We start from the raw sequence: 22088 nt of genomic DNA, 5'->3' as shown, positions 1-22088 counted from the left end.
CTAAGGGGCTGTTTGCCCTTCAGCAAGCGGTACGGCCGAACTCGAGGACTTAAGTACTTCGCTTCTGTCACACCATTCACGCAGCGTTGACGCGTGTCGAGTAGCTAATTGACGGCTGCGAAACATTGGCGTTACCGGTGTGTTGCCTGTGTTCGCTAGCGCCGCGCCCCAAGAATGACGTCGACGCAAATAACAATGGGTTTGCCGGGCCCTTCGACATGGCGAATCGCGGGCGCACTGGGAACCATGTGGCGTAAAGGTTTGCTGACTACCTGAGAGTTTCTCATCAGCGACGGCGGCGACGGGACCCCAAGTAGTCGCCGACGACCGCCGCGCCCAGACCGTCGAGGTCGGGAACGACTACCCGTCCCTCCACCCGTCGAGCAACCTGATCGATGAACTTGGCGAGACCCGGATCGTTTCCGAGGCGGAAGATCGTCACCTGCGCTCCGAGGCGGGCGACCTCGTCGAATCCGCGCACGGTGTGCGCGATCGTCCGCGGGTGCGGCGGATAGTCGAAGAAAACCGACGAGCCCTGGCCGTCGAAATCCTCCAGGTGCGCAGTCGGCTCGCCGTCGGTGACCACGAGCACCACCGGTTGGGCGTTGGGATGACGGCGCAGATGCTGCACCGCCAGGGCCAGCGCGTGGTGCAGGTTGGTGCCCTGCTCGTAGACGCCCTCGAGGCCGGTCAGCTCGGCTGCGGTCACGGTCCGGGCGTAGCGCCCGAAGGCGACGATCTGCAGTGCATCGGACCGGAACCGCGTGCTCACCAGATGGCTCAGCGCCAGCGCGGTCTGCTTCATCGGCAGCCACCGGTTCTCCATCACCATCGAGAACGAGGTATCGACCAAGAGCGCCACCGCCGCCTGGGTGCGGGTCTCGGTCTCGGATACCTCGACGTCATCGACGGTGATCCGGAGCGGCCCGTCCAAGGTGTCGGTGCCTGCTTGCCGCAGCACCGCGTTGGTCAGTGTTCGGGTGACGTTCCATGGCTCGGTATCGCCGAATGCCCAGGGCCGGGTCGCGCCGGTCAACTCGCCTGCTGCGCCGGCACGACGGGTGTCCCGTTCGCCGTGGCGTCCCGAAAGTTGTTGGGCGACATCGCGAAGAGCGGCTTGGCCGAGCTGCCGCATCGCCTTCGGCGACAACCGCCACTGCCCGTCCGAGCCGCGATCCAGAAAGCCCTGATTCATCAGGGCTTTCTCGAGCTCGGCCAGCGTCCGCGCATCGATGGCGGCCTGATCGCCGAGCTGGCGAGCCAGCGCGTCGAGATCGACGTCTTCCATGGTGGCCCCGGCGTAGCTCTGCGACAACTGGTCGGCGAGCTGCTCGAGCTCGGCGATATCGGCGAGCGCTTGCGCCCCCTCCCCCATCCCCATCGGGTTGTCACCGGAAAACTCCGACGAGCCGTTCCAGTCCTCGCCGGGCCGGGCCGCCTGCAGATGCGAGTCCAGCCGGTTGAGCGCATTCATCAGTGACGGCGAACCGAATGCCTGCTGCGCCAAGGCATCCAGCTCGGCGCGCTGGTCGGCGCTCAGGCTGTTGCGGAACCGCTGAGCCGCCGCGGACCGCTTGGCCAGCGAGTCCAGCAGCTCATCGACGTTCTTCGGATTCTCCGGGAAGTGCTGGCCATGCTTGCGCATGAAATTCTGAAAGTCCTCGGGGCTGTCCTCGCCGCGAGAGTGCTTGTCCAGCAGGTCGTTGAGATCGTCGAGCATCTCGTTGACGGCTTGCCGGTCCTCGTCGGTGGCGTTCTCCAGCGCCTGCTTCATCCCGGAGAACCGCTGATCGAGCATCTCCCGGCCGAGCAGATCCTTGATCTGCTCGTACTTCTGGCGCGCCTCGGGGCTGCGCCAGTTGTAGTCGGACAACTCCTGGACGGCCTTGGCCGGCGACGGCGACAACGCCTCGATCTGCAGTTCGGCGAACCGGGCGTCGTCGTCGAGTGCCCGTGCCAGCTCCTTGCGCTCGGATAGCACCGCCTCGTCGAGCAGTTGTTTGATCTCTTGCAGAGTGCCGTCAAGGTTGTTGCGATTCAACAGCTCTCGACGGCGCCGGTTGACCTCGGCGGCGAGGCGGTCGGCGCCCTTGGCGTCTTTGGTGCCGCGACGCAACAGCTCGGACAAGGCCCGGCGCGGCGAGGTGCCCTCCATGACGTCCTGCCCGATCTGCTCGAGCGCGTCACGCAGATCCACCGGTGGGGCAAGTGGATCCGGGCCCCCGGTGTAGGCCGAATACCGGGAGTCGTGCCCGTGTCCCCGGTCAGCTTTAGCCATAGACGGTTTCGCCTTCTCCTGTCACCTTGTCGATGCGCTTGGCCAAATACAGTGCCTCAAGCGCCAATTCGAGCGCCGCAGCGCGTTCACCTTCGGTCTCTGCCTCCAGTCGGGTGGCAATCGCCTCGATCACCGGCAAGTCGGGCAGCGCGGCCAGCACATCCTTGGCCGACACCTGCTCGCCGGTCGTCACCGCCGAGCCGCCCTCGACCGCGGATACCAACGGGCCGACGTCGATTCCGCCGAGCACGCGCTGCGCGGTATCGGCGGTGGCACGGCGCAGCAGGTGCTCGAGCACCGCCTGCTCGCGGCCCTCTTCGCCGGACTCGAATTCCAGCTTGCCGCGTAGCACGTCGATCACGGTGCCCAGGTCGACCACCCTGGCCACCGGGTCCTCCTCGCCCAGCACGGCGCCGCGATGACGGGCCGAGGCCGCGACGGTCTCGGCGGCCGCGATCGCGAACCGCGCAGACACTCCCGAACGCTGGTCGACGGAGGTGGACTCACGCAGGTAGCGCGCGAAGCGGGCAACAATTTGCATCAGGTAGGTCGGAACCTGCGCGGACAGGTGCGCTTCCTGGGTGATGACGCCGACCTCCGCGTCGAGTTCACGCGGGTAGTGCGTACGGATTTCGGCGCCGAACCGGTCCTTCAGCGGGGTGATGATGCGTCCGCGGTTGGTGTAGTCCTCCGGGTTGGCGCTGGCCACCACGAGCACGTCCAGCGGCAGCCGCAGCGTGTAACCGCGCACCTGGATGTCGCGCTCCTCCATCACGTTGAGCATCGACACCTGAATGCGCTCGGCCAGGTCGGGCAGCTCGTTGACGGCCACGATGCCGCGGTGCGACCGCGGGATCAGGCCGTAGGCGATGGTTTCCGGATCACCGAGGGAACGTCCTTCGGCGACCTTGATCGGGTCGATGTCGCCGACCAGGTCCGCGACGCTGGTATCCGGGGTGGCCAGCTTCTCGGTGTAGCGCGCACTGCGGTGCCGCCACTCCACCGGCAGGTCGTCGCCGAGCGTGGCGGCCCTGCGGATCGACTGCGGGGTGATCGGGGTGTACGGGTGCTCACCGAGTTCCGACTCCGCGATCACCGGCGTCCACTCGTCGAGCAGGTTCTGCAACGAACGCAGCAGCCGGGTCTTGCCCTGACCGCGCTCACCGAGCAGGACGAAGTCGTGCCCGGCGATCAGGGCCCGCTCCAGCTGCGGCAAGACGGTGTCCTCGAACCCGAAAATGCCTGGCCAGACGTCGTCTCCCGCAGCCAGCGCGGTGAGGAGGTTCTCCCGGATCTCCTGCTTGACGCTGCGCTCCCGATGGCCGGAAGCGCGCAGATCGCCAAGAGTGCGGGGGAGGTTGTCAGGTGAAGTCACCTCTCCACGCTACGACTGCCGTGCCATGACGGCATTACGCGGTCAGCGCAACGCCATTTAGGACTCAATGCGCGAAGTGGCGAGCCCCGGTGAGATAGAGGGTGACACCGGCCTTGGCGGCGGCTTCGGTGACCAGGTCATCGCGCACCGAACCACCGGGATGCACGACGGCCTTGACCCCGGCCGCCGTCAGCGTCTCCAGGCCGTCAGGGAACGGGAAGAAGGCGTCGCTGGCCGCGACTGCACCGCGAACGCGCTCACCGCCGCGCTCCACCGCAAGCCGGGCCGCATCAACCCGATTGACCTGGCCCATGCCCACACCGACGGTCGCCCCGTCGGCGGCAACCACGATCGCGTTGGACTTGACCGCGCGGCAGGTGCGCCAGGCGAACTGCAGGTCGGACAGGGTTGCCTCATCCGCCGGCGTTCCGGTGGCCAGGGTCCAGTTGGCCGGATCGTCCCCGGGCGCGTTGATGGTGTCGCGCTCCTGCATCAACAGACCGCCGCTGATCTGTCGCATCTCGGTTCCGTCGACCGGCGGCTCGGACGCGACCAGCACGCGAATGTTCTTCTTACGGGCCAGGATTTCCACTGCGCCCGGTTCGTACGCCGGCGCGATGATCACCTCGGTGAAGATCTCCGAAACAAACTCGGCCATCTCCACGGTGACCTCGGCGTTGGCGGCGATCACTCCGCCGAAGGCGCTCAGTGGATCGCATTCGTGGGCCTTGCGGTGCGCGTCGGCTACCGACACCGACGAGATCGCGATGCCACATGGATTGGCGTGCTTGATGATCGCCACGCACGTCTGCTCGTGATCGAACGCCGCCCGCCAGGCCGCATCGGCATCGGTGAAGTTGTTGTAGGACATCTCTTTTCCGTGCAGCTGCTCGGCCTGCGCCAGACCCGGCCAGCCGCCGTCATCGCTGTAGAGCGCGGCCTGCTGATGCGGGTTCTCGCCGTAGCGCAGCTGCGACGTGCGCCGCCAGGTGCGGCCGAACCATCGCGGCAGGAATGCCGCCCCATCGTCTTCTGCGGGTGCCAGCACTGAGCCCATCCAGCCGGCCACCGCGACGTCGTACTCCGCGGTGTGCCGAAAAGCCAACGCCGCCAGCTTCTGTCGCTCGGCCAGGGTGAAGCCGCCGGCCCGGACCGCGGCCAGCACACCGTCGTAGCCGAGCGGATCGACGACCACGGCCACGCTGGCGTGGTTCTTGGCCGACGCGCGCACCATCGAGGGACCGCCGATGTCGATCTGCTCGACGCACTCGTCGACTTCGGCGCCCGAGTCCACCGTCTCGCTGAACGGGTAGAGGTTGACCACCACGAGATCGAACGCCGCGATCTTGAGCTCTTCGAGCGCCTGGACGTGCGCAGGGTTGCGGGTGTCGGCGAGCAGACCCGCGTGGATGTGCGGGTGCAGCGTCTTGACCCGGCCGTCGAGAACCTCGGGGAAGCCGGTGACCGACTCCACTGGAGTCACCGGAATACCCTTGTCGGCAATGGTTTTGGCGGTCGACCCGGTCGACACGATGTCCACGCCCGCATCGTGCAGACCTTGAGCGAGCGGAATCAATCCGCTCTTGTCATACACGCTGATCAGCGCTCGCCGGATCGGCCTCTTCCCGATCAATGTCCCCGAGGTCATCCTATGGTCGCCTTTCTGCCACTCCAGGTCACGCCGCGCGTCGCGAGCGCCGCCAGTACATCCACCAACAGCCGTCGTTCGACGACTTTGATGCGTTCATGCAACGAAGCCTCGTCGTCACCGTCGCGAATCTCGACCGCCGCCTGGGCGACGATGGGGCCGGTGTCCACGCCGGCATCCACCAGGTGCACGGTGCAGCCGGTGACCCTGACCCCGTAGGCCAGCGCATCGGGCACGGCGTGCGCGCCGGGAAAGGCCGGTAGCAGCGCCGGATGGGTGTTGACGACGCGGCCAAGGAAACGCGAAAGAAATTCTGGGCCAAGTATTTTCATGAAACCCGCGGACACGATGAGATCGGGGCTGTGCGCTGCGGTGGCTTCCGTGATCGCGGCGTCCCAGTCGGTGCGATCGGGGTAATCCTTGAGTCGCACGCGAAAGGTGGGGATCGACGCGGCTTGGGCGATGTCCACGGCCGGGCAGTCACGATCCACCCCGACGGCGACAACGCGCGCGGGATAGTCGCCCACAGCGGCCGTCAGCAGTGAGCGCAGCAACGACCCGGTCCCCGACGCCAGGACGACGAGCCGTGCCGGCGCGCTCGGGAGGACGTGGATGGGTTGCTGCACGGCGATGAGCCTAGCGGGAACGACGGGCGGTCAACGCTCGGGCGGCCCGGTCTCGATGTCGTCGTCGACGATCATCAGGTCTTCGAGGTCCTCCAGGTCGGGCGCGGGCCGAACCGGCGGTGGGGGCGCCGACGGCACCGGCTCAGGCTCGGGGTCAGATTCGGGTTCTGGCTCGGTGTGCGACTCGGGCTCGTCGGCAACGTCGGGCTCGTCGTCCAGGTCGGGAAGGGGCGTGGTCAGCGCTTCGCCGTCCTCGAAGTCGCCGTCCTCGAAGAAGGAAGGCTCGGCCACTTCTTCCGCGAGTACCGGCTCGGGTGGCTTCACCCGCTTGGGGCGACGCCGGACGCCGCCGGTCATCACGACCGTGACAGTGCCGACGGCAAAGAACCAGAAGAACACCCCGGGCCCGAACGTGCTCTGGTCCACCCCGATGTCGCCGAAGTTGCCGAGCCGGCCGCCGCCGGCGTAGCCCAGCACGACCATCGTGACGGTCGCCAGCAGCGATGCGACAGCGAGCTTGGCCAGTGCGGCCGGCCAGTGCAGTGGCCGGCGCGCGCACTGCTGACCCACCGCGACCCCGGAGGCCGCGCCGACGATCAGCAGCGCCACCCACACCGGGCCCAGCGGTGGCGTCGGTACCGCAGCCAGGATCGGCAGCGCAGGGATGTCCCCGCCGAACACCGTGAAAGAACTGAAGGTCGCAAAGCCGATGTGCGCGCTGGAGCCGACCGCCATCGCCGACGCCCCGACGATCACGTTGGGCACATACAGCGCCGACAACAGCGTGAGGCTGAGCTGACCGAACAGCGAGTCCGTCACCGCGTACAGCTCGTGCATGGTGCCCCAGTGCACAACCAGCGATACCGCAGTGACCGCACCGGACAGCCCCAGCAGCGCCAGCAGTCCCGCGGTCGCGGCGCGAACGGTATCGCCGAGCCAGAGCGGCAGCCGCAGGGCGCGCAGCGCGCGCCACCCGACCTGTGACCCCACGCCGATCAGCGCACCGATGCCGTGCACGGCCAGCACGCCGGAGAACGCGCGCAGTGCGCTGGGCGTCTGCAATTCGGTGATCACCGATGAGGCGTCGTGGATCACGGCCAGTGCGATCGCGGCGAACAGCATCGGACCGCCAAGGGCCGAGGCGACGATCCAGCGGGTCACGAACCAGGAGGCCCGCGGGGAGGTCGCCCGCGCGGTGGTGCGGGCAGTGCCCCAGATCATCAGCAGCACGGGCAGCAGCGGCAGAACCGCCAACTGGTGGCCGGCGATCGAGATGGGCACCTGGTGCACGGCCAGCCACATGCTGGCGATGGCACCGAGGGTGCCGGTCATATCGCTGTTGGCGATGACCAACTGCAGCAGTGTCACCGCGGCGATGACCACCAGCGCCACCAACGACGGGCCGAACGCGACCCGAACCAGGTCACGTGCCTGGCGCGCCCCGACTGGTCGCTTGTCCTCCATCCGTGTCACTCGTCGCGCCAGTCAGACATGCAGCGCGACGAGCGCCCGGTTACGACGGGGTGGGACCCGATGACGGCGACGATGACGGCGCCTGCGGTTGATCCGGCTGCGCGGGGGGCTGCTGGCCGGACGGCGGCGGGGGGCTGAAGCTCGGGAAACCGGTCGGCGGAGTGGGCGGACCACTCTGCGCACCGAGCCCACCGAACCCGCCGGTCGACGGACCCGACGCATAGCCGCCGCCGTACTGCGAGGGGTAACCCGGCCGGGGCGGAAATCCCTGCGGCGGGCCCTGGGGGCCGGGCTGGCCGTAGTAGCCGCCGGGGGGCGGGCCGTATTGACCGAACTGTTCGTAGCGGGGCCGAGGCACCGGAGCAGTGATGATCCCGGCTTCCAGCAGCAGCGCCGCCACCGCCGCGATCGTCTGCAACAGGGTGAAGGCGATCATCACCCACAGTCCCCAACCAACGGTGAAACCGGTCGGCTTTCCGACCACCTGGGCGATCGCCGTCAACAGCGCGACGCCGGATGCGGCCGCGATGACGCCGCCGTAATCCCTGGCCTTGGGCAGCAGGGCGGCCGCCGCCAAAAGCGCCGCGACGAGTGTCGCGAGGACCGGGTAGCCGCCACCACCGCCACTGAGCTCGGCACCGCCGAAGGGGCCAAGCTCGGCCTTGATCGTGAGAATCGGCCCGAAGCTGGCCAAGTAGGCCGCCAGGCCCAGCACGACAACGGCGACGTTCAGGTACTGCGGCAGCTTGCTCGGTCCAGCGTCAGCAGGTGCGAACGACGGCGCGGGCGCACCGTAAGGACCGGGTGGCTGCTGCGACGGTGGATAGCCCGGGTTGGTGGGCGGGTAAGTCATTGCCTCTCCTTCAGCCTTGTCACGCCGGCGCGTCCCCCGCGGCGCTGCGTCGGTTGTGGCTCGCGAACGGACCCGCAGGCCCGGTTCGCCCACCACGCTAGCGCACGCCGCCGTGGCGACCGCGACCATCGGCGTGTCACACAGGCAGTTGGCAACGGGCCGTCACGAGTCAGGCGGATGCCTGAAGCGGCGCCCCGATCGAATCGCTTTCGCCAGCTTCGATTTCGCGCACGAGCGGCAGCACGCGGGCACCGAAGTACTCGATCTCCTCTTGAAAGTGCAGGAAGCCGCCGAGGATGAGGTCCACACCGCGTTTGCGGTAGGCCGAGATGCGCTCGGCGATCTGCTCGGGTGTGCCGATCAGCTGAGTTCGGAATCCGTCGTTGTACTGGACCAGATCCTCAAACGTCGAGTCGGCCCACATGCCGCGCTTGTCGCCGGTGGAACTGCCGGCCTGTTGCACCGCGGCGTGGAAGCCCTCGACCGCGGGCCGATTGGCCTTGGCGATGATTTCTTTGAGGACTTCTTTCGCTTCTTTCTCTGTGTCCCTGGCGATGATGAACCCGTTGAGCCCGAAGTTGACTTCCCGGCCCGCGTCACGGGCGTGGTCGCGAACCTCGACGAGCTGTTCGGTGACCCCGTCGAAATCCTTGCCGTTGGAGAAGTACCAGTCGGCGTAACGGCCGCCGTTGCGCCGCGCGGCGGTGGAGTTGCCGCCCTGGAAGATCTCCGGGTTGGGCCGCTGCGGTGTGTTCAACGGCTTGGGCTTGAGGGTGAAGTCGTGAATGCGATAGAAGTCGCCGCGGAAATCCACGTCGTCCTCGGTCCAGATCTTGCGCAGCACCTGCAGGAATTCGGCGGTGCGCCGATAGCGCTCGTCGTGCTCGAGCCACGGTTCCCCCAGGTGGGTGAACTCGTCTTTGAACCAGCCGGAGACCACGTTGACGGCGAAGCGGCCGCCGGAAAGGTGGTCGGCGGTGGCGCCGAGCTTGGCCAGGACCCCGGGCTGCCACAAGCCCGGGTGGACGGCCGCGATGAGTTTGAGGCGCTGGGTGGCCAGCAGTAGTGCCAGCGAGAAGCTGGTGGACTCGTGCTGGAACTCGGCGCCGTAGCTGGCCTCGTAGCGGACCTGGGACAGTGCGTACTCGAAGCCGTTGTTCTCGGCGGTCTGCGCAAGCTTGACGTTGTAGTCGTAGTTCCAGTCCGTGCGCTGCTCGATGGTGCTGGTCACCAGACCGCCACTGACGTTGGGGACCCAGTAAGCAAATTTCACTTGGTCGGCGATGCGTTCGGTCGTCATGTTCGCCCATGGTCGTTAGGGCGTTCGCCAGGGTCACCCCTTTTACTCGCCGAGAGTGGAGAGGTAACTCGCCGAGAGTGCAGATGTCGACCACCGGGACGCCACCTTGCCCGTGGGTAGGCAACCCGTTCTAATTCAGCCCATGGATTACGGGCTCGTACTGTTCACCAGTGACCGCGGCATCGCCCCGGCGGCGGCGGCCAAACTCGCCGACGACCACGGCTTCACGACCTTCTATGTGCCCGAGCACACGCACATCCCGGTCAAGCGCGAGGCCGCCCACCCCACCACCGGCGACGAGTCACTGCCCGACGACCGCTACATGCGCACCCTGGATCCGTGGGTCAGCCTGGGCACCGCGTGCGCGGTGACCTCGAAGGTGCGGCTGTCCACCGCGGTGGCGCTGCCCGTCGAGCACGATCCCATCACGCTGGCGAAATCGATTGCGACCCTTGATCATCTGTCCGGCGGCAGGGTCAGCCTCGGTGTCGGCTTCGGCTGGAACACCGATGAACTGGCCGACCACGGCGTGCCGGCCGGGCGACGTCGCACCTGCCTGCGCGAGTATCTGGAAGCGATGCGCGCGCTGTGGACGCAAGAGGAAGCCGAATACGACGGCGAGTTCGTGAAGTTCGGGCCGAGTTGGGCCTACCCGAAGCCGGTCCAGGCTCACATCCCGGTGCTCGTCGGCGCCGCGGGTACCGAAAAGAACTTCAAGTGGATCGCCCGCAGCGCGGACGGGTGGATCACCACGCCGCGCGATTTCGACATCGACGAGCCGGTGAAGCTGCTGCAGGACACCTGGGCGGCAGCTGATCGCGACGGAACCCCGCAGATCGTGGCGCTCGACTTCAAGCCGGTGCCCGAGAAATTGGCGCACTGGCGCGACATCGGCGTCACCGAGGTGCTTTTCGGATTGCCGGACAAGTCCGAGTCCGAGGTGGCCGCCTACGTGGAGCGCTTGGCGGGCAAGCTCGCTGCCATGGACCTCTAAGGTACGGCGGGCATGCTGGATGTATGCCAGAGCTGAACCGGGTTTTCACCGATCGCCGCCGCGCCGAATCCTTCGGTTCGGTCGCGGACAATTACGACCGCTATCGACCCCGCTACCCGCAGGCGCTGATCTCTCGACTGGCAACTCGCCCCGGCTTGCGCGTTCTCGATGTGGGGGCAGGTACCGGAATCCTGTCAGCTCAGCTGGCCGGCGCGGGCGCCGACGTGCTGGCGGTCGAGCCCGATGAGCAGATGGCCGCGGTGGGCAGTGCCAAGGGAATTCTTTACGAGCGCAGCACATTCGAGGACTGGCAGGCAGCCGGGCGCACGTTCGACCTGATCACCTTCGGGCAGTCGTTCCACTGGGTGGATCCAGCGGTGGCGCTGCCCAAGCTCGCGTCGCTGCTGAACCCCGGTGGCCGGTTGGTTCTGACGTGGAACCGCATCAAACCGGCCGAACCGCTGCGCCAAGAAATCGAGAACGTCTCGGCAGAATTCGGCGCCGCCACGCCGGCCGCGAACTCCGCGAACAACGCCGAGACCGCTCTGCAGACGCTGCTGCGCACTTCGGATTTCGCGGTCGAACGCATCGAGGTCAGTGAAGACCTGCAGTACGGAGGCGAGGACTGGTTGAACCTGGTGTTCACCCACTCCAACCACATCATCCTCGAACCCGATATTCAGGACGCGCTACGCGAACGGCTCCGCAGCGTGATCGGCGACGCCGGGGTCAGCGCAACGAACAACGCGCTGGCTTTGGAATGCAGGGTCAGGCAAGAACCGCGCGGTTGACGCCGTCCTCGCCGGCGGTGACCGTGATCGCGGCCCCCAGCGGGTCGCCGTCGGTCATCAGCGTCAGCAGGTCGTTGTCGGTGCTGATCGCCATGAAGTGGCTGTCATCGGCGTCGAGGCGCCCAATGATCACGCCGGTGCGTTCCGGCCAGTCGTAGCGCACCGAGTAGGTCTCGATCACGCCTGCGCCGTTGGCATTGCGGGTGACGGCCACCTTCGGCAGCGCGTCAGTAATGTACTGCTGCAACTCCGTGCTGCGGTCGGCCACCCACTCGGTCGGGGTTGTCGAATACACGCCCACCGAATACTTGCTCATCACACCGCCGTTGGCGCCCACCAGCCCGAACGCGCCCGGCTTGTCCCGCATCGCGGCGACGGTCTCGGCGATGCCGTGCAGCGAATAGCTATTGCCCGGTCCACCGAAGTACGGCAGCCCACCGGTGAGGGTAAGTCCTCGCGGATCGTCGGCGGCCAGCCCGAAATCGTCACACACCACAAAGACCGGGAACGGGAAGCAGCTGTAGAGGTCGAAGGTGGAAACGTCGTCGATGCCGATCCCGGTCCCCCGAAGCGCCTCCGCCACAGCTTGTTTCGACGAATAGCTGACACTGACGTCTTCGCGGTCCAGTAGGTCCTGCTCCCGCTGATCGGCGTGACCGTGCAGGTAGACCCACTTCTCTTCGGCCACACCGAGTTTGCGGGCCGCGTCTACCGACATGATCAGGGCAGCGGCGCCTTGGTTGACCGTGTCGCGGGCCACCATCAGCCGAGGGTAGGGGTCGCAGATCATCCGGTTCTCAGCGGTGACCGTGGTCAATTCCTCCACCGAGCGCTCGACCGGTGAGGACGAAAACGGGTTCTTGGCAGACACTCTCGAGAACGGTGCGAACAGTTCAGCCATCTGCAACCGGTACTCATCGACGCTCAGCCCCAGTCGCTTGCGGCGGGCGTTGTCCAGCAGCCCGTACTGCACGGGCGCACCGGTCAGTCCGTGCTTAGCGGTGTATTCGCTCATGTACTGCTCGAAGCCGTAGCCGCGGTCATCCAACTGGCCGCCGACAGTCTCGCTGTGGTCGGGCTTATCGTCCCGACCCGCGAACGTCTTCAGCGTCGAGCCGTTCTCCGACCCGAGGATCAACGCCACCTCGATCTCGCCGGCCGCGATCGCGCCGCCGAACTCCGAGACCAGCTTCTGCGGGCCGTTGCCGCCGATCGGCTCGAGCACCGCGCGCTCGGGGTCGGCGCCGACGCGCTTGGCGACCGAGCGGATGTAGTTGTCCGAGCACCCCAGGGGCGCGCTGGCGAACGGTGTGCAGATCTCGAACTGCCGCAACCCGGCGAACACCTCAATAGCCTTGGCGACGGTGGCGACGTCTGCCCCGGTGTCGGCGAGCGCGGCTCGAACCGCCTCGGTGGCCAGCTCGACGGCTGACATGCCGCGGTAGTCCGGATCGTCGATGCGCTCGGTGAACTGCCCGACGCCGACGATGACGGGGGTGCGCGGATCGACAGGCATTACAGACCTCCAGGCAAGTGTTACTTCGTCAGGCTAACCGAAAACTAGAACGTGTTCCAATCACAAACGAAAGTGCGGCCAGATCGTGAACCTCGACGGATTCGCGATCTGACCGCACACTCGATGCAAGAACTACAGGCTTGCGAGGATCTCCCTGGCCAGGGCGGCGGTCTCCGACGGCGTCTTGCCGACCTTGACCCCGGCGGCCTCGAGGGCCTCCTTCTTGCCCTGAGCGGTACCGGCACCGTCAGAGACGATGGCGCCGGCGTGGCCCATGGTCTTGCCCTCCGGCGCGGTGAAGCCCGCGACATAGCCGACGACCGGCTTGGAGACGTTTGCCTGAATGTAGGCGCCGGCCTTCTCCTCTGCGTCGCCGCCGATCTCGCCGATCATCACGATGATCTTGGTCTCGGGATCCTTCTCGAACGCCTCGATGGCGTCGATGTGGGTGGTGCCGATGACGGGGTCGCCGCCGATACCGATGGCGGTGGAGAAGCCGAGATCGCGCAGTTCGTACATCATCTGGTAGGTCAGCGTGCCGGACTTCGACACCAAGCCGATGGGGCCCTTGCCGGTGATGTTGTTCGGCGTGATGCCGACCAGTGACTCACCGGGGGTGATGATGCCGGGGCAGTTCGGCCCGATGATGCGGGTCTTCTCGCCCTTTTCCAGGTTGTAGGCCCACGCATACGCGCTGTCCTGCACCGGGATTCCCTCGGTGATGACGACCAGCAGCGGGATCTCGGCGTCGATGGCCTCGATGATGGCGTCCTTCGAGAACGCCGGCGGCACAAACGCGATCGACACGTCGGCGCCGGTCTCCTTCATGGCCTCGGCCACCGAGCCGAAGACAGGGAGCTCGACGTCGTTACCGTCTTTATCCTTGTGCGACACGGTGGTGCCGGCCTTGCGCGCGTTGACGCCGCCGACCACCTGGGTGCCCGCCTTCAGCATCAGCGCGGTGTGCTTGGTGCCCTCGCCGCCGGTGATGCCCTGGACGATGACCTTGTTGTCCTTGTTCAAAAAGATCGACATTTCAAGCGTCCCTTACTTATTCGCCAGCTCGGCGGCCTTGTCGGCCCCGGAGTCCATGGTGTCGGCCTGGATGACCAGGGGATGGTTGGCTTCGTTGAGGATGCGGCGACCCTCTTCGACGTTGTTGCCGTCTAGGCGGACGACCAGCGGCTTGTTGGCGCTGTCGCCGAGCTTCTTCAGCGCGCCGACGATGCCGTTGGCGACCGCGTCGCACGCGGTGATGCCGCCGAAGACGTTGACGAACACGCTCTTGACCTGGCTGTCGCCCAGGATGACGTCCAGACCGTTGGCCATCACCTCAGCCGATGCACCGCCGCCGATGTCGAGGAAGTTGGCGGGCTTCACGCCGCCGTGCTTCTCGCCTGCGTAGGCGACGACGTCCAGGGTCGACATGACCAGGCCCGCGCCGTTGCCGATGATGCCGACCTCACCGTCGAGCTTGACGTAGTTGAGGTCGTTCTCCTTGGCCTTGAGCTCGAGCGGGTCGGTGGCGTCCTTGTCCTCGAACTCGGCGTGGCCGGGCTGGCGGAAGTCGGCGTTCGCGTCCAGGGTGACCTTGCCGTCCAGCGCCAGGATCTGATCGTCGGGCGTGCGCACCAGCGGGTTGACCTCGACCAGGGTGGCGTCCTCGCCAACGAAGACCTCCCACAGCTTCTGGATGGTCACGGCTGCGGCGTCGAGCACCTCGGCGGGCAGGTGGCCCTGCTCGGCGATCGAGCGGGCGAAGGCCAGATCCACACCCTTGACCGCGTCGACGGGCACCTTGGCCAGCCGCTCGGGCTTGGTGGCGGCGACCTCTTCGATCTCCATGCCGCCCTCGACCGAGCACATCGCCAGGTACGTGCGGTTGGAGCGGTCGAGCAGGAAGGAGATGTAGTACTCCTCGGCGATGTCACTGGCCTCGGCGACCAGCAACTTCTTCACGATGTGGCCCTTGATGTCCAGGCCGAGGATGTTCTTGGCGTGGGTGTAGGCGTCCTCGGGGGTCGCGGCGTACTTGACGCCACCGGCCTTACCGCGGCCACCCACCTTGACCTGTGCCTTGACCATCACGGGCTTACCGATTTCCTCGGCGATGGCTTTGGCGTCCTCCGCGGAGTCGGTGACCCGGCCCGGGGTGGTGGGAACGTTGTGCTTGGCGAACAGTTCCTTCGCCTGATACTCGAAAAGATCCATTGGCTCACTGTCTGGTCGGCGCTGACTGTTTTTCAGATGACGTTTGATTAGGGAAGTCGCTCCGGGGGGAACTGTATCTAGACGGCCACGGGACGCCGTCCTCGCCCACCACTCATGTGGTCCATCTCACCGCGAGGCCGAAGTGATTCAACTCACAATCGCCCGTGGAATAAGCCCATGGGTTGCCACCTCCGTTAGATCTTCGTTAACGTCGTCCGGGTCCAGATAACGCTTTGGTCACGACTAAAGGGACTTTGAGTTTTGACGCAGCATCGGCCGACCCCGACTTCTCTCGGTGACTCTTCGGCCTCGCACGCACTGACCAGGGCTTTTGATCGGCATGCACCATCGAGCCGAGTCCTGGATCCCGAGCGGCTGGACGTCACGGACATCATTCCGTTCAACGAGTTCGGCGATCTCTGCGACATCGACTTCCGCGAAAACTCTGCCTTCGACTCTCTTCAGGTGGCGCGCTGCCCCGAACTCGACGACCTGCACGACGCGGACGACCCGCAGCCGCTGCGGCTGGCCGTGCCCGCCGAGTTCGCGGCCCGCGGCGATCGGCACGCCGAGGTACCGCGCTTCAGCAACAGCGAGAACACCGACATCCTGCCGCGCACACCGCAGCACCGTCGGCAGCCGACAAGTGCCGCCAAGGGCCGCGTGATGATCGCTGCGATGGCCGCCGGCGCCGCCGCAGCCGCCGCCTACACCGCGGTCAAGCCGGCCACTGAGACCACCACCCAGACCGTGCTTGCCGCCAGCAATACGCCGATGGACGGCAGCGTGACCACGCCCCGCGGCATGCAGCTGATCTCCGTCAAGCCAGTCGCCGACGCCTCCGTGCACGGCGAGGAACTGGCCAACGGTCAGGCATTCGCCCAGGAGCGCGCCGAGCGTGAAGCACGGCTGCAGCGGCCGCTGTTCGTCATGCCCACCAAGGGCATCTACACCTCCGGCTTCGGTTACCGCTGGGGCGCCCTGCACGGCGGCGTCGACCTGGCGGCTCCGATCGGGACCCCCATCGTCGCCGCGTCCGACGGTGTCGTCGTCGACGCCGGACCGACGGCCGGCTACGGCGCGTGGGTCAAGATCCGCCATTCCGACGGCACGGTGACGCTGTACGGCCACGTCAACACCTGGACGGTCCAGATCGGCCAGCGGGTCTTCGCCGGCGACCAGATCGCCACCGTCGGCAACCGCGGCAATTCGACCGGCCCGCATCTGCACTTCGAAGTTCTGCTGGGCGGCACCAACCGGATCGATCCGGCACCGTGGCTCGCGCAGCGGGGGCTGTCCGTCGGCCCCTACGTCGGCTGACACGGTGTCAGAGCCGGACGAGCCGCACACCCGGATCATCCGGCGCCAGCCGTCCGGACCGATTCCCCAATCCGAAGAGCCCCGCACAGGCATCATCCGCCGGGCGCCGACCGGGCCCATTCCGGCGGCGCCCATTCCTGCTGGGCCCATTCCTGCTGGGCCCATTCCTGCTGGGCCCATTCCTGCTGGGCCCGAACCCGATTCGCGCACCACGAACATTCCGCGGCCGCCCATCGAGGATGCTCCGACCGGACTGATCCGCCGAGCCACCCCGGTCGCGGTGCCGGCCAGGCCGGGTGCGGTGGTGGATGTCTCGACCGGGCGAACCGCGATCGCGGCCAGCGCCGTCAGCATCGTCAGCGGATGGACGACGGCCGTGGTGGCCACCGACCTGATCACCGGATGGTGGCACACCGATCGGCTGTTCTGCCTGGCGGTCGGATTCCTCACCCTGCTGTTCGCGGTCAGCTCCATTGCCGGGGTGATCGCGCTGCTGTTGCGCCGCTCGGCCGGCCGCTACCTGATCGCCTTCAGTTCGGTGATCGCGCTACTGACGTTCGGCAGTGTGTTTGTCGCCGGAGCCCGAATCCCCTTGCTGGTCTACCTGATTCCGGTGCTGCCGGTCGCGAGCCTGATCCTGGCGCTGCACCCATCGACGCGCCGATGGTGCCGGCTACGCAGTTAGAGCTTCTGCAACGGCGCGTGGTTGTGCATCAGCTTGACCCGCCCGGCGCTGCCGAAGTCGATCAGTGACATCGCCGACTCCCCCATCCCGGACACTTCCTCGACGCGACCGAGACCGTACTTGTCGTGGTTGACCCGGTCGCCGGGTTCGAGGGTCAGCATCGGGCGCTTGCTGCCGCCCGACTGCCGCATCGGAGACGGCCGCGGAGTGCCGAACCGGCCCGCCCCGCTCACCGGCGCACTCAACGACGGTGCGGTGTCGGTGCGGCGCCAGTCGAGGAGATGCTCCGGGATCTCGCGTAGGAAGCGGGATTCCGGATTGAGCATCGGCTGCCCCCACGACGAGCGGATCTTCGCGCGGGTGAGGTAAAGCCGTTGGCGTGCACGGGTTATGCCGACGTAGGCCAGCCGGCGTTCCTCGGACAACTCGGTGGGGTCACCCAGGGCGCGCATGTGCGGGAACATGCCGTCCTCCCATCCGGTGACAAAAACCACCGGGAATTCCAGGCCCTTGGCGGTGTGCAGCGTCATCAGCGTGACCACACCGGCGCCGTGCTCGGGCAGTTCGTCGGAGTCGGCGACCAGTGACACCCGCTCCAGGAACTCCGCGAGGATGCCGGTCTGCGGCACGTCCTCGTCGTCGTCCGTGCCATCCTCAAGCGCGGCCGCATTGGCTCGGTCGATGCTGAATTCGTGTGCAACACTGACCAATTCGTTCAGGTTGTCCAGCCGGGCCAGGTCTTGCGGGTCGCTGGAGGCCTCCAGGTCGTTGCGATAACCCGTGCGGTCCAGCACGGCCTCGACCAGGTCGCCGAGCTCGTCGTCGAGCTTGCCGCGCAAATCGTCGAGCAGGTTGACGAAACTCGCGATCGCCTTCTCCGAGCGGGTGTTCAGCATCGCCACCTTGCCCGCGGCCGCAGCCGTCAGCGCGTCGGCGAAGGTGCCGCCGGTGTTTTCGGCGTATACCGCCACGCAGGCCTCGGCCCGGTCGCCGATGCCCCGGCGCGGTGTGTTGAGAATGCGGCGCAGGCTGACGGCGTCCCCGGGGTTGTCCAGCACCCGCAGATACGCGACGATGTCGCGAATCTCCTTGCGCTCGTAGAACCGAACGCCGCCGACCACCTTGTACGGGATGCCGGCGCGGATGAACACCTCTTCCAGCGCGCGCGACGAGTTGTTGGTGCGGTAGAACACCGCGACATCGTTATAGGTGATGTCGCCGCGGTCGGCGAGCGCGTCGATCTCCCCCGCGACGAATCTGGCCTCATCGTGCTCGTTGTCGGCGACGTAGCCGACGATCAGCTCGCCGTCTCCCTCGTCGGTCCACAGGCGCTTCTCGCGCCGGTTGGCATTGCGCGAGATGACGGCGTTGGCGGCGTTCAGGATGTTCTGGGTCGACCGGTAGTTCTGCTCGAGCAGGATCGTGGTGGCGTTGGGGAAGTCGCGTTCGAAATCCTCGATATTGCGGATTGTCGCGCCGCGGAACGCGTAGATCGACTGGTCGGCGTCACCGACGACGCACAGCTCGCTCGGCGGCACGGTGTCGGTGTCGGGAGCCGTGACGCCGACGAGCTCGCGCACCAGCGAGTACTGGGCGTGGTTGGTGTCCTGATATTCGTCGACGAGGATGTGCCGGAATCGCCTGCGGTAGTACTGGGCGATCTGCGGGTAGTGCTGCAAGACCGCCACGGTCTCGCCGATGAGGTCGTCGAAGTCCAGTGCGTTGGCGGTGCGCAGCCGCCGCTGGTATTCGCCGTAGACGCTGGCGACCGTGCGGGCCAGATCGTCGGATTCCGGTTCCCCCCCGGGAGGCGAAACGCACAGCGCGGCCACCGCATCCTCTGGGACGATGAGCTCGTTCTTGAGGTTGGAGATGGAGTTGGCCAGCAGCCGCGGTGTGTACCGCTTGGTGTCGAGCCCCATGTCCTTGCCGATCATCAGCAGCAGCCGACGAGAGTCGTCGGCGTCATAGATCGAGAAGTTCGAGTTCAGCCCGGGCACCAGCGACGCTTGATTGCGCAGGATCCGCACGCAGGTGGAGTGGAACGTCGACACCCACATGTTGCGGGCGCGGGGACCAACGAGGGCAACCACCCGCTCGCGCATCTCGGCGGCGGCCTTGTTGGTGAAGGTGATGGCCAGCACCTGGCCCGGCCCGACGTCGCGCGCCGCCAGCAGGTAGGCGATCCGCCGGGTCAGCACCGCGGTCTTACCCGACCCGGCGCCGGCCACGATCAGTAGCGGAGGGCCTTCGTGCAGCACGGCCTGGCGCTGCTGGGGGTTGAGGCCCTCGAGGAGTTCGGCCGCGTCGGCCGGAGGCTTGTAGTCAGTCACGTGCACACTCATGTCTGACCCAACTTACCGCTGTATGGCGACAGTTTTTTTGCGAAGCCGCCCTTCGGAGTGGCACACTTGAGAACGTGCTTTCATGGCAGCGTCGATTTTTCTACGGGTACCGGTCCGCCGGGCCCGTGGGTATCTAGCTGCTCAACCCGAGAGCCCCGCGGTCCGCATCGGACCCGGGGCTTGTCTCTTGTGTGAGGCCCGGGATCGATTGAGACCAGATCCACACATGAGGAGAACGAAGCGATGACTCTGGAAATGGTTCCTGACGCCGAACACGACATCGACAGCCTGCGCGGCGAGATCGATCAGCTCGATGCGACGATCCTGGCTGCGGTCAAACGCCGCACCGAGGTGTCCCAGGCGATCGGCCGGGCGAGGATGGCCTCCGGCGGCACCCGACTGGTGCACAGCCGCGAGATGAAGGTGATCGCGCGCTACAGCGAGCTCGGCCAGGACGGCAAGGATCTGGCGATGCTGTTACTGCGCATGGGCCGCGGTCGGCTCGGGCACTCCTAGCGCACTGCGTTCAGCAGCTACCGCACTGCGTCCAGTAGCCACGGGGTCATCCACTTCACCGCGTTCGGGGTGGGGTGCACCCCGTCGATGCGGACCTGCACGCCGTTGATCTTGTTGGTATAGCCACCATTCGGCGCGAGTTTCTTGTTCAGGTCGAGCACCGTGACGTTCTTGTGGTCGCCGACTACCTTGCGCAGCAACGTGTTCCACTGGTCGACGCGGCTCGGCTGATCCTCGGGATACAAGCTGCCGTTCGTCTGTTCGCCGTGCCGGTTGTACGGCTCGGTGGTCACCACCACCAGCGCCCCGGTGGAGCTCAGGATGTCCAGCGCGTGGTGCAGCTCGCTCGCCAGATATCTGTCGTAATCGGGCTGGCCGATGTGCGCCCAATTGCCGTTCCACTTGCGGTCGACCGTCTCCCAGCGCCCGACGACCATCAGCACCACATCGGGCCGGTCATAGGCGATCCGCTGCGCCCAGCGCTCCGGCCAGGCGTCGCACTCTGGCTTCTGCTCCAGGCTCTGCCCCGAGTACTTGTACGGGCCGCCGCGTACCAGGCCGCACCCGATCGTGGTGCGGTCCAGGAAGCTGATCCCCGGAGTGGGCGGAAGATAACGCATCATCGTCCAGCCGATCGAGTCACCGAACACCGAGACGGTGTGCTCGCGGGGGCCCGTGTGCGACGGCGCGGCCAGCCGCACCGTTTCGACCGGTGAGATCAGCGCGGCCTGGGTGATGTCGGGGCTCGACGGATCGATGCGGGTTCCCACCGGTACGACGACGACCGCGACGGCGACGGCCGTGGCCATCGTCGCGGCGGCCAGCCGCAGTTGCGGGACATGCGTCGGACGCCAGCGTCGCACCGGGCGCTCGATCAGCCACCACGAACCCACCGCCAGGATCAGCGTCACCGCGCAGCGCGCGGCGAACAGCGGCAGACCCGACCAGTCGGTGCGCTCGCCGTTGAGTACCAGGAAAACGGGCCAGTGCCAGAGGTAGACGCCGTAGGAGATGACGCCAAGCGCCACCAGCGGTGGGGTGGACAGCACCCACGCCACCGGCCCGTTCTGCTCGAGTGCCACCGGCGCGATCACCGCGACCGCGGCGACGGCGACGACGATGAACAGACCGTTGTGGAACTCGGTGGCGCTACCGGTCGCGACGTGGGTGATCGCGGCCAGCACTGCCACGCCAGCCGCGGGGACACCCCAGGCCAGCCAGCGGACCCAGCGCGAGTGGATCAGCGGCACGCCCGCCATGATCGCCGGCCAGTCGCGGACCAGCAGCGCGGCCGCCGCGGCGCCGATGAGCAGCGCCTGGGCGCGGGTGTCGGTGCCGAAGTACACCCGGTTCAGCGAGTCGTCCGAGGCCATCAGAATCGCCTCGGCCGCCGATCCGACCGTGCCCAATACGGCCAGGACCAGCACCGCGCGCCGAACCGCGCCGATGGTCGGCGTCTTCTGGCGCCGCCGGGCGATCATGGCCAGCAACACCGCCACCGCGGCGATCAGCACCGGCCAGATCAGGTAGTACTGCTCCTCGACGCCCAGTGACCAGGTGTGTTGCAGCGGCGACGGCGGCGCGCCCTGGCTGAAGTAGTCGGTCTCATGCGATACGAAAGCCCAGTTCGCCACCCACAGGAATGCGGCGGTCGCGTCATTGCGCAGGTCACTGACGGCGTCGGGCGGGAACACCATCCGCGCGGCGATCACCGCCAGCACCATGATCAGCAGGGCCGGCAGCAGCCGGCGGGCGCGACGGACCCAGAACGAGCCGAGGTCGAGCTTCCCGGTCCGGCCGATCTCGTCGAGCAGCAAGGACGTGATCAGAAATCCGCTGAGCACGAAGAAGACGTCGACGCCGATGAATCCGCCTGTGACACCGGGAATTCCACTGTGGCCGACCAGTACGAGAGCGACGGCGACCCCGCGGATGCCGTTCAACGCGGGAACGCCTGCGCCACGAGGCTTCGGCCCGCGTCGCGGGCTCGGCTGCGAGGCGGGATCAACCCATGGGCTTTGCGCGAATGAGCGCGCCGTCACACCCATATCCTCCTGATTTCTCGTCCAGTGAAATCTAGAGCCCAACGACGGCCGATCGGCGCAGGCGCGCGGTCCTCGGCGTCAAATATCCGACCGGCCAACGCAGTCGACGCCC

Annotated in this window: 16 protein-coding genes and 1 pseudogene; 5 read left to right on the top strand and 12 right to left on the bottom strand. The window is 66.8% G+C overall.

Going from position 1 to position 22088, the window contains the following annotated elements; all coding sequences use genetic code 11:
• Positions 1 to 286 precede the first annotated feature (286 nt).
• The 7 genes from SLQ31_RS05880 to sfnG form a co-directional block, all read right to left on the bottom strand.
• Positions 287 to 2278 (bottom strand): VWA domain-containing protein, encoded by a 1992-nt coding sequence (locus SLQ31_RS05880; protein WP_319430464.1) that lies wholly within the window; start codon positions 2276 to 2278, stop codon positions 287 to 289.
• Complete coding sequence (locus SLQ31_RS05875; RefSeq protein WP_319430462.1) at positions 2271 to 3653, bottom strand: sigma 54-interacting transcriptional regulator; 1383 nt, start codon at positions 3651 to 3653, stop codon at positions 2271 to 2273. The genes SLQ31_RS05880 and SLQ31_RS05875 overlap by 8 nt, the downstream gene beginning before the upstream one ends.
• Positions 3654 to 3717: 64 nt before the next feature.
• The gene (gene purH, locus SLQ31_RS05870) at positions 3718 to 5301 is read right to left on the bottom strand and encodes a bifunctional phosphoribosylaminoimidazolecarboxamide formyltransferase/IMP cyclohydrolase (protein WP_319430461.1); all 1584 of its coding nucleotides are present in this window, start codon (positions 5299 to 5301) and stop codon (positions 3718 to 3720) included.
• Positions 5298 to 5927, bottom strand: coding sequence for a phosphoribosylglycinamide formyltransferase (gene purN / locus SLQ31_RS05865; protein ID WP_319430459.1), 630 nt, complete (start codon positions 5925 to 5927; stop codon positions 5298 to 5300). The genes purH and purN overlap by 4 nt, the downstream gene beginning before the upstream one ends.
• Positions 5928 to 5957: 30 nt before the next feature.
• The gene (locus SLQ31_RS05860; RefSeq protein ID WP_319430457.1) at positions 5958 to 7391 is read right to left on the bottom strand and encodes a DUF6350 family protein; all 1434 of its coding nucleotides are present in this window, start codon (positions 7389 to 7391) and stop codon (positions 5958 to 5960) included.
• 49 nt (positions 7392 to 7440) lie between these two features.
• On the bottom strand, positions 7441 to 8253 hold the full coding sequence (locus SLQ31_RS05855) for a DUF5336 domain-containing protein (RefSeq protein WP_319430455.1): 813 nt from the start codon (positions 8251 to 8253) through the stop codon (positions 7441 to 7443).
• Between the two features lie 169 nt (positions 8254 to 8422).
• Positions 8423 to 9553, bottom strand: a complete 1131-nt coding sequence (gene sfnG, locus SLQ31_RS05850; protein WP_319430453.1) for a dimethylsulfone monooxygenase SfnG — start codon at positions 9551 to 9553, stop codon at positions 8423 to 8425.
• A gap of 142 nt (positions 9554 to 9695) precedes the next feature.
• Between sfnG and SLQ31_RS05845 the strand changes: the two genes are divergently transcribed.
• Complete coding sequence (locus SLQ31_RS05845; RefSeq protein ID WP_319430451.1) at positions 9696 to 10547, top strand: LLM class F420-dependent oxidoreductase; 852 nt, start codon at positions 9696 to 9698, stop codon at positions 10545 to 10547.
• A 23-nt stretch (positions 10548 to 10570) separates the two neighbouring features.
• Complete coding sequence (locus SLQ31_RS05840; protein ID WP_319430449.1) at positions 10571 to 11338, top strand: class I SAM-dependent methyltransferase; 768 nt, start codon at positions 10571 to 10573, stop codon at positions 11336 to 11338.
• Here SLQ31_RS05840 and SLQ31_RS05835 read toward each other — a convergent pair.
• The 3 genes from SLQ31_RS05835 to sucC form a co-directional block, all read right to left on the bottom strand.
• A complete protein-coding gene (locus tag SLQ31_RS05835) occupies positions 11316 to 12854 on the bottom strand; it encodes an acetyl-CoA acetyltransferase (RefSeq protein WP_319430447.1) in 1539 nt (512 codons plus the stop codon). The two genes, SLQ31_RS05840 and SLQ31_RS05835, sit on opposite strands and share 23 nt — an antisense overlap.
• Before the next feature lie 132 nt (positions 12855 to 12986).
• Positions 12987 to 13889, bottom strand: a complete 903-nt coding sequence (sucD, locus tag SLQ31_RS05830; protein WP_319430445.1) for a succinate--CoA ligase subunit alpha — start codon at positions 13887 to 13889, stop codon at positions 12987 to 12989.
• A gap of 12 nt (positions 13890 to 13901) precedes the next feature.
• Positions 13902 to 15065, bottom strand: coding sequence for an ADP-forming succinate--CoA ligase subunit beta (sucC, locus tag SLQ31_RS05825; protein WP_319430443.1), 1164 nt, complete (start codon positions 15063 to 15065; stop codon positions 13902 to 13904).
• 261 nt (positions 15066 to 15326) lie between these two features.
• On the opposite strand from sucC, the gene SLQ31_RS05820 reads away from it, so the two are divergent.
• Both SLQ31_RS05820 and SLQ31_RS05815 read left to right on the top strand, forming a co-directional pair.
• Positions 15327 to 16385, top strand: coding sequence for a M23 family metallopeptidase (locus tag SLQ31_RS05820; protein ID WP_319430441.1), 1059 nt, complete (start codon positions 15327 to 15329; stop codon positions 16383 to 16385).
• A gap of 4 nt (positions 16386 to 16389) precedes the next feature.
• A complete protein-coding gene (locus SLQ31_RS05815; RefSeq protein ID WP_319430439.1) occupies positions 16390 to 17070 on the top strand; it encodes a hypothetical protein in 681 nt (226 codons plus the stop codon).
• Here the strand turns inward: SLQ31_RS05815 and pcrA are convergent.
• Positions 17067 to 19415 carry a DNA helicase PcrA gene (gene pcrA / locus SLQ31_RS05810; RefSeq protein ID WP_319430438.1) on the bottom strand — a complete coding sequence of 783 codons (2349 nt, stop codon included), beginning with the start codon at positions 19413 to 19415 and terminating at the stop codon, positions 17067 to 17069. The two genes, SLQ31_RS05815 and pcrA, sit on opposite strands and share 4 nt — an antisense overlap.
• A gap of 208 nt (positions 19416 to 19623) precedes the next feature.
• On the opposite strand from pcrA, the pseudogene SLQ31_RS05805 reads away from it, so the two are divergent.
• Positions 19624 to 19931: pseudogene (locus SLQ31_RS05805) on the top strand (chorismate mutase).
• Between the two features lie 17 nt (positions 19932 to 19948).
• Here SLQ31_RS05805 and SLQ31_RS05800 read toward each other — a convergent pair.
• Positions 19949 to 21979, bottom strand: a complete 2031-nt coding sequence (locus SLQ31_RS05800) for an acyltransferase family protein (RefSeq protein WP_319430436.1) — start codon at positions 21977 to 21979, stop codon at positions 19949 to 19951.
• Between the last annotated feature and the right edge of the window lie 109 nt (positions 21980 to 22088).

The sequence above is a fragment of the Mycobacterium sp. RTGN5 genome, from assembly GCF_033804465.1.
Taxonomy (GTDB): Bacteria; Actinomycetota; Actinomycetes; order Mycobacteriales; family Mycobacteriaceae; genus Mycobacterium.
This window is presented reverse-complemented; position numbering and strand designations above follow the sequence as displayed.